The following is an 8,156-nucleotide window of genomic DNA, read 5'->3' as shown; positions in this document are numbered from 1 at the left end:
CGGGATGGATCGGAGTGGTTCCATTACATCATAAGCACCAGGAAAGCTTTGAAAACTTTTAATCCTGTGTCTGCGTTTAGCTTAATGCTAAGCTTGATGCGCTGCATCTCTTTCGCTCGACTTAATTACCTTATCAAGTTTTCCTTTGTCTGTCAACCCCAAAGTCAAAAGTTTTTTTTAGATCGCCCGAAACAGCCCCCAATAGCGGAGTGTGACGTATTATTTGGGAGTGTGCTAGATCGACCTTTAACTCACAAGTCCAAAAAAGCCGCCTCGGTTCCCTGTTCTCTGCGAATTTTCCCGTCCTTCTCAAACCAAGCCACGACCTGCTTAACTGTTAATTGTTCGATCGGGCTCTCGGCTTCTGTCGCAATTTGCCTCAAAGGCCGCAAAGACGCCACCACCAAATTTGTAAAAAAGTTTTCAAAACTAGCATCAAGTTCGATCGACCCTTTAATACTCTCATCATTCTTAATCCAATCCATCACCTGCCCATTAGTCACCTCAGCCACCGGCAAACCAGTCTCCCCAGAAATTTGCTTGAGCACCCTCAAAGCATAAATTGCCACCCGCGCCGAAAACTTTTCCTTCGACGACAGCAGCGCCATATCAACTTCGGCACACTCTTCCGGCTTTAAAAAATCTGCTAGCGGTTCCATATATTAAAAATTGGTAATTGGTAATTAGTAATTGGTAATTAGTAATTGGAATTTAGGAGTGGTAATTGGGAATTGGAAATTCTCATCCTTCTTCCTTCATCCTTCTTCCTTCATCCTTCTTCCTTGCAATCAAATAACCGCAGCGGTGTTCCCCATTAATAATCCAGTGAGTCCGCTCCACAATACAATCCGGCAAAACCGCTGCAAACATTTCCAACTCATTGCCACACACACTCGGAAAAGTTTCAGCAACATTAGAAATCGCGCAGTTGTGTTCCATCAACACAAATCGATCGCCCAAACCAGCGCGATCGCACATCCCAACCTCTACAGATTCTACAGGATAACACTCAGCCATGTAACCCTCAGCCCTGCGAAGTTCCACCAACTTAGTCACCCGTTCTTGCAGGGAACCCGTACCCACTAGCCGCCGGTAGTCCGTAGCCTTGCGCTGCCACTGTTTTCGCAGGATAGTAATCACTTGCTCGCGGCCGACGGTTTCCGCCAAAGTATCCAAAAAAGAGACTGCAAAATCGCCGTAACGATTCGGGAATCGATCGCGCCCCTGACTGGTAAGCTCATAAATGTGCTGCGGCCGCCCCATCCCAGCCTGAACCGACTGATACTGAATCAGCCCTTCCGCTTCCAAATCCTTCAAGTGACGGCGAATTGCCTGCGGGCTGATATCCAAAGACTCCGCCAACTCAAGAGCCGTCCCCTGCCCCCCCTTGAGCAAATATTGCAGGATCTCTTGTTTCGTGGAAGTCTGCTGAGTAGTCTCCATCATCTTCACAAAAAATTATTAATTTGACTTTGACAATATCACTATTGTTAATGTAGCTTAAAATATAGTAAAGCAACAAAATTGTTGTTTAACTTCCCAGAGCAGTCCAGCAGAACTCGCTCAAGCCCAGACAGGCATTGCCCCGTCTGCCATCCAGAGAGCATTATCTAGAACACTGAACACGCAAAATAATGAGTTCTACCACAGTCAAAACCTTAGTCAACCAGCCCTACAAATACGGTTTCGTCACCGACATCGAGTCAGACACCATCCCCCGCGGCTTGAGCGAAGATGTAGTCCGCCTGATTTCCGCCAAGAAAAACGAACCGGAATTCATGCTGCAATTCCGCCTCAAAGCATACCGCAAGTGGCTGACAATGACCGAGCCCACCTGGCCCCACGTCAACTATCCCGCGATCGACTACCAACAAATTATCTACTATTCCGCGCCCAAACAAAAGCCTAAAAAGCTCAACAGTTTGGACGAAGTTGACCCAACACTGCTAGAAACCTTCGAGAAACTCGGCATTCCCCTATCCGAACAAAAGCGGCTGGGAAATGTTGCCGTCGATGCCGTTTTCGACAGCGTTTCAATTGCCACAACATTTAGAGAAAAGTTAGCAAAAGATGGTGTTATTTTCTGTTCCATCTCAGAAGCCGTCAAAGATTATCCCGAATTAATAGAAAAATATCTCGGCAGCGTCGTACCAGTCGGCGATAACTTTTTCGCAGCCCTCAACTCCGCCGTATTCAGCGACGGTTCCTTCGTTTACATTCCCAAAGGCGTCAAATGCCCGATGGAACTGTCAACCTATTTCCGCATCAACAACGGAGATTCCGGCCAGTTCGAGCGCACCCTAATTGTTGCAGAAGAAAACAGTTCTGTGTCTTACCTAGAAGGCTGCACCGCGCCGATGTTTGACACCAATCAACTGCACGCCGCCGTCGTGGAATTGGTAACAATGGACAATGCCGACATCAAATACTCCACAGTGCAAAACTGGTACGCCGGCGACGCCAACGGCAAAGGCGGCATTTACAACTTCGTGACGAAACGGGGCTTGTGTCAGGGAGTTAATTCTAAGATTTCTTGGACACAAGTAGAAACCGGTTCCGCAATTACTTGGAAATACCCCAGTTGCGTGTTAGTCGGCGACAACTCGGTAGGCGAATTCTACTCGGTAGCGCTGACAAATAACAAGCAGCAAGCTGACACCGGCACCAAAATGATCCACGTTGGTAAAAATACTCGCAGCACGATTATTTCTAAGGGAATTTCTGCGGGTAATTCATCGAACAGCTATCGCGGCTTGGTGAAAATGGGGCCTAATGCTAAAGGCTCTCGCAATTACTCTCAGTGCGATTCCATGCTGATTGGGGATAACGCTCAAGCGAATACTTTCCCTTATATTCAAGTGCAGAACCACACTGCTAAAGTGGAACACGAAGCTTCAACTTCTAAGATTGGGGAAGAGCAATTATTCTTCTTCGCACAGCGGGGAATTTCTGCAGAAAATGCTATTTCGATGATGATTAGCGGTTTCTGTAAAGATGTTTTCAATCAGTTGCCGATGGAATTTGCGGCGGAAGCTGATAAGCTGTTGAGTCTGAAGCTGGAAGGAAGTGTCGGATAATTTTGGCGGGCAAGAAAGCCTTCCAGGCCGAGTCCATCGGTGACAACTTAAGCCCACCGTCCGCCAGGGAATGAATTCCCTGGCTAATAGCTAAAGTCCTCTAAAGAGGACTAATGAGTTTAAAAAATTTCTTCTCAGTCCTCTTCAGAGGACTTTAGCTTTGAGACAGGGAATTCATTCCCTGGCGGACTATCGGTTTCACGTTAATTTGTCACCAATGGACAAAGCCTAGGAACGAGAAAAACGAGAAGAAAAAACTGTAAAGTGCATTGAGGAAAAGGACAAAAATAGATGATTGTAGAAAATAGTCAAGTGGTGCTATCCGTCCGCGATTTAACGGCGAATGTGGAAGATACCCAAATCCTTAAGGGTTTGAATTTGGAAATTAAATCGGGTGAAATTCACGCGATTATGGGCCCGAACGGTTCGGGGAAAAGCACTTTATCCAAGATATTAGCTGGCCATCCTGCTTATACGGTAACGGGCGGAGAAGTTACTTTTCTAGGTCAAAATTTGCTGGAATTAGCGCCGGAAGAACGTTCTCTGGCTGGCATATTTCTGGCTTTTCAATATCCTTTAGAAATTCCCGGCGTTAGCAATCTGGATTTTTTGCGCGTGGCTTACAATTCTCACCGCAAACATCGCGGCTTGGAAGAATTGGATGCTTTTGATTTCCAAGATTTAATCGAGGACAAGCTGGATATTGTCAAGATGAATGATTCTTTTTTAGGCCGCAGCGTAAATGAGGGTTTTTCCGGCGGCGAGAAAAAGCGCAATGAAATTTTGCAAATGGCGTTGTTGGAACCGAAATTAGCTATTCTGGATGAGACTGATTCGGGTTTGGATATCGATGCTCTCAAGATTGTCGCCGGCGGTGTGAATCAGTTGTCAACTGCTGAAAATTCGATGTTGGTGATTACTCACTATCAGCGGTTGCTGAATTACATTATTCCTGATTTTATTCACGTCATGGAAGGCGGCAGAATTATCACGACTGGCCCGAAAGAGTTGGCGCTGGAATTGGAAGAGCGCGGTTATGACTGGGTTGTGGAAGAGGAAGCAGCAGGAGTAGGCGCGCGATGATGAATACGCAAGTTGCTAGTAGGGAAATGTTTTTGACTGATTTGGTGAATCAGTGCAGCAAGTTGGAGGCTGCTAATAGCAAAACTCCGGCTTACGGGTTGCAGGGTTTGCGGGATGTGGCGACTGAATACGTGCTTTCTTCGACTTTTCCGACGGTGAGGGATGAAGAATGGCGCTTTACTGATTTGTCGTCGGTGTTACAAATTCCTTTTCATATACCCCAGAGCAATCAGTCAAAAGTTAAGCTGGCTGATATCATTATGCCAGTGAAAAATCGGGATGATTTACCCTTAAGATTGGTATTTGTCAACGGTTTTTATGCGCCGGATTTGTCAACGGTGGAGTCGTCGGTTTTTCCGAATTTGCCGTTAGCGGAGCCCTCGAAGAGGATCGACTTTTACGCAGGTAATCTATCCAATGTACCCGAAAAATATCAAGGGCGCATCAGCGAGGTTTTGAGCAAGCACAGACAGCAAACCGAGGTGTTTACCGCGCTGAATACTGCGGGTTTGGCTGATTCTGCGGTGGTGTTCGTGCCGGCCAATATGTCGATCGACCTTCCGATTCACTTGCTGTTCCTGACAGCGCCTGGTGCATCTCCCACGATGTGCCAGCCGCACTGCTTAATTATAGCTGAGCCTGGAAGCAGCGTGACCCTGGTTGAGGATTACGCAACTATCGGTAATGTCGCTGCATTTACGAATGCTGTAACCGATGTTGTTGTCGGCGAAAACGCTACTGTGAATCATGTTCGGCTGCAGCGGGAAGGTGGAGAGGTTGTTCATATCGGCAAAAGTGCGATCGAGCAATCTCGTAATAGCCGTTATACTTGCCATGCTATCAGCTTGGGAGGCAAAATCTCGCGGCACAATTTAGAAGTTTTTCAGCGCGGCGAAGCCACTGAAACAACTCTAAACGGCTTAAGCGTAGCCTTTGGGGAACAGTTATCTGACACTCACAGTTTAATCGATTTCAATCACCCACACGGTACAAGTCGCCAATTGCACAAGTGCATTGTCGGCAACAAAGCTCGCGCAGTATTTAACGGCAAAGTTTTCGTTCGCAAAGCCGCACAATTGACAGATGCCGGACAATTGAGCCGGAATTTGTTGTTGTCGCCGAGAGCTCGCGTAGACACTAAACCGCAGTTAGAAATTGTCGCCGACAACGTTAAATGTTCCCACGGTGCAACTGTCAGCCAGTTAGAAGATGATGAGCTTTTCTACTTGCAAAGTCGCGGTTTGGATTTAGAAAAAAGCCGCTATTTGCTAATCGATGCTTTTGCAGCAGAAATGCTCAATCAGTTGCCAATTATTGGCGTGGCGAAAATGCTTTCTACCTGCGTGGCTATCCCAGGATAAAAGAATCACCCAGAGGCTAGAAGCCTGTTCTACAAACATTAAATGTTCTTGTGGGGTGGGCTTCTAGCCCGCCCATAATCAGCAACAACCGCGCCCAAATCATTATTAACTTCTGAAATTTATGACACTTATTCAAGAAAAAACACTTGCATCAAAAGTTCGCGGCGACTTCCCAATTTTGAATGAAAAAGTCAACGGTAAACCGCTAGTTTATTTAGACAATGCAGCTACTTCTCAAAAACCTCTAGCTGTCATCAATGCTTGGCGCGACTACTACGAGAAATACAATTCTAATGTCCACCGGGGATCTCACACTCTCAGCGCCAAAGCGACTGATGCTTACGAAGCTGCTAGAGACAAAGTTGCGGCTTTTGTGAATGCGGCGTCGCGGCAAGAAATTGTCTATACTCGCAACGCCACCGAAGCGATTAATTTGGTTGCTTATTCTTGGGGTTTGACCAATCTCAAACCGGGAGATGAAATTATTCTGTCGGTGATGGAACACCACAGCAATTTCGTTCCCTGGCAAATGATTGCTCAAAGAACTGGTGCGGTACTGAAGTTTGTCGAGTTAACCGAAACTAACGAGTTTGATTTGGAACAGTTTAAAACGCTGATTTCCCATAAAACTAAATTGGTGTCAACCGTTCACGTTTCTAATACTTTAGGCTGCATCAGTCCAGTCAAAGAAATCTGCAAAATTGCCCACAGTTTCGGCGCAAGAGTTTTAATTGATGCTTGTCAAAGCGTGCCGCACATGATAGTAGACGTGCAAGCAATAGATTGCGATTGGCTGGTTGCTTCCGGCCACAAAATGTGCGCTCCGACTGGCATCGGTTTTCTGTACGGTAAACTCGACTTGCTGAGAGAAATGCCTCCGTTTTTCGGCGGCGGCGAGATGATTGCTGACGTGTTTCTCGATTATTCCACCTATGCCGATTTGCCGCACAAATTTGAGGCGGGGACGCCTGCGATCGGCGAGGCGATCGCCCTCGGCGCAGCCATCGATTATCTGAGTAACATTGGCATGGATAAGATTCACGCTTGCGAAGCTGAATTAACGGCTTATATGTTCCAACAATTGCGGCAAATTCCAGAAATCAAAATTTACGGCCCACAACCCGACATTAACGGCGAAGGTAGGGCAGCTTTGGCGGCATTTACAGCCGGAGAAATTCACCCTCAAGACTTGTCTACCATGTTAGACCAGGAGGGAGTCGCGATTCGTTCCGGGCATCACTGCACGCAAGCTTTGCACCGCTATTTGAACGTTTCATCTACTGCCAGAGCCAGTTTGTATTTTTACAATACTCGCGAGGAGATTGATGTGTTTGTGAAAGCGTTGAAAGAGACGATCGACTTTTTTGGTGGGATTATGGGATAAGTTGCTGAGGTGGGTATTTGCCCACCTCAGTTAACAAATTTTTTTTCACGGTTAAGTTTAGCAGAATGCCTTTTACACTCGCACATCCAATCGCAGCAGCTCCCATCTGGTTGCTATCTAAACGAAAATTGGATCTGTTAGCTCTCGCAATTGGGACAATGATACCCGATTTGCAATATTTTATCGCCCTGAAACCAGTCAGAACGATCGGGCACAGTGTGCCAGGAGTATTCGTCGAAGGTTTGCCCTGTTCGCTAGTTCTTTTGCTAGTGTTTCACTGGGTTTTAAAGTATCCGCTACGGGCACTTGCTCCCTCCTACGTAGCCGATAGACTGCCACCTATGGGGCGATTTTCCCTCTTCCCATTCTCACAATTTTTAATAATTATAGCATCGATCGCGATCGGCGGTATCAGTCATATTTTGTGGGATGATTTCACTCATTCCACTGGGTGGTTTGTCGTCAGATTTCCACTTCTGCAATTTAAGATTATGTCCCTGCCACTCTACAAATTACTTCAATATGGAAGCGGCATATTCGGACTCTGCGGTTTGTCGATTTGGTTCTTGGTGTGGCTGCTCAAAACTAAACCTCGCCCAAGTAAAGAAACGCTGCCTGTGCGCTGGAAACTATTAGCAACTGGCTGCATTTTGCTGACCTCTTGTATCTTGGCATTAATTGCTGTGGAGTTGCACCTAGCTGAGGATGGAAGTTTTTCAGGCATCGTTGTTAGATCAATTATTGGTTTTATCTCTGGCTTATTTCTCGGTTGTTTGTTCTACTCGGCTGCATTCTGGAAGCTCAAAGGTTTTCAGCCATTCAACTAGAAGTTGGGCGAGAGGAATAATTGTAAAAGCCAGGTAATGTGCTCGCCCTTTCTTCATCGGCATTCATCAGCGTCTATCCGCCTACATCTGCCGTAAAACAAAGAGCGATCGCCCTTTATTCATTAGATGTATTGTGGGAGACGCGTCCCACCTGTGATTCATCAGTGAGGAGAGAGTGAAGAATGCGATCTCAGCAATTACGTACAGACTATATCTGTAGGGTGAGCACTGACGACCTTAACCTGACGGGGTGACAACCCCGTCAAAACATTGATAAAATCAAGGACATAGCTCTCATACCCCTCTGAAAAAATGGTAGTTTATTACGCCTAATTCTCATTAATTCACTATAGCAATTCCATTTGAGATGTAAATATGGATTTCTATGGTAAAATAGGAAAGTTTGATAATAAATGAAAGGGAA

General features: G+C 46.2%; 7 protein-coding genes. 5 read left to right on the top strand and 2 right to left on the bottom strand.

Annotated elements, in window-relative coordinates:
* Window positions 1-251: 251 nt before the first annotated feature.
* Window positions 252-659 (bottom strand): hypothetical protein, encoded by a 408-nt coding sequence (locus QUA62_RS12755; RefSeq protein ID WP_333404423.1) that lies wholly within the window; start codon window positions 657-659, stop codon window positions 252-254.
* An 82-nt stretch (window positions 660-741) separates the two neighbouring features.
* Window positions 742-1,446: an iron-sulfur cluster biosynthesis transcriptional regulator SufR gene (gene sufR / locus QUA62_RS12750; RefSeq protein WP_333404421.1), complete on the bottom strand. Its 705-nt coding sequence runs from the start codon at window positions 1,444-1,446 to the stop codon at window positions 742-744.
* A 188-nt stretch (window positions 1,447-1,634) separates the two neighbouring features.
* On the opposite strand from sufR, the gene sufB reads away from it, so the two are divergent.
* The 5 genes from sufB to QUA62_RS12725 all read left to right on the top strand — a co-directional run bounded on the left by sufB (window position 1,635) and on the right by QUA62_RS12725 (window position 7,732).
* Window positions 1,635-3,077, top strand: a complete 1,443-nt coding sequence (sufB, locus tag QUA62_RS12745) for a Fe-S cluster assembly protein SufB (protein ID WP_333103299.1) — start codon at window positions 1,635-1,637, stop codon at window positions 3,075-3,077.
* Between the two features lie 291 nt (window positions 3,078-3,368).
* A complete protein-coding gene (sufC, locus tag QUA62_RS12740) occupies window positions 3,369-4,160 on the top strand; it encodes a Fe-S cluster assembly ATPase SufC (RefSeq protein ID WP_333404419.1) in 792 nt (263 codons plus the stop codon).
* The gene (gene sufD, locus QUA62_RS12735; protein WP_333404418.1) at window positions 4,157-5,521 is read left to right on the top strand and encodes a Fe-S cluster assembly protein SufD; all 1,365 of its coding nucleotides are present in this window, start codon (window positions 4,157-4,159) and stop codon (window positions 5,519-5,521) included. Before sufC ends, sufD begins: the two co-directional genes overlap by 4 nt.
* Before the next feature lie 121 nt (window positions 5,522-5,642).
* Complete coding sequence (locus QUA62_RS12730) at window positions 5,643-6,905, top strand: SufS family cysteine desulfurase (protein ID WP_333404416.1); 1,263 nt, start codon at window positions 5,643-5,645, stop codon at window positions 6,903-6,905.
* 65 nt (window positions 6,906-6,970) lie between these two features.
* Window positions 6,971-7,732 (top strand): DUF4184 family protein, encoded by a 762-nt coding sequence (locus tag QUA62_RS12725; RefSeq protein ID WP_333404414.1) that lies wholly within the window; start codon window positions 6,971-6,973, stop codon window positions 7,730-7,732.
* Window positions 7,733-8,156: the final 424 nt, after the last annotated feature.

This window comes from Microcoleus sp. MON1_C1, assembly GCF_036701945.1.
In the GTDB taxonomy this organism is placed as follows: domain Bacteria; phylum Cyanobacteriota; class Cyanobacteriia; order Cyanobacteriales; family Microcoleaceae; genus Microcoleus.
Note: the sequence above shows the minus strand (reverse complement) of the source record. Positions and strands in the feature narration are given on the sequence as shown.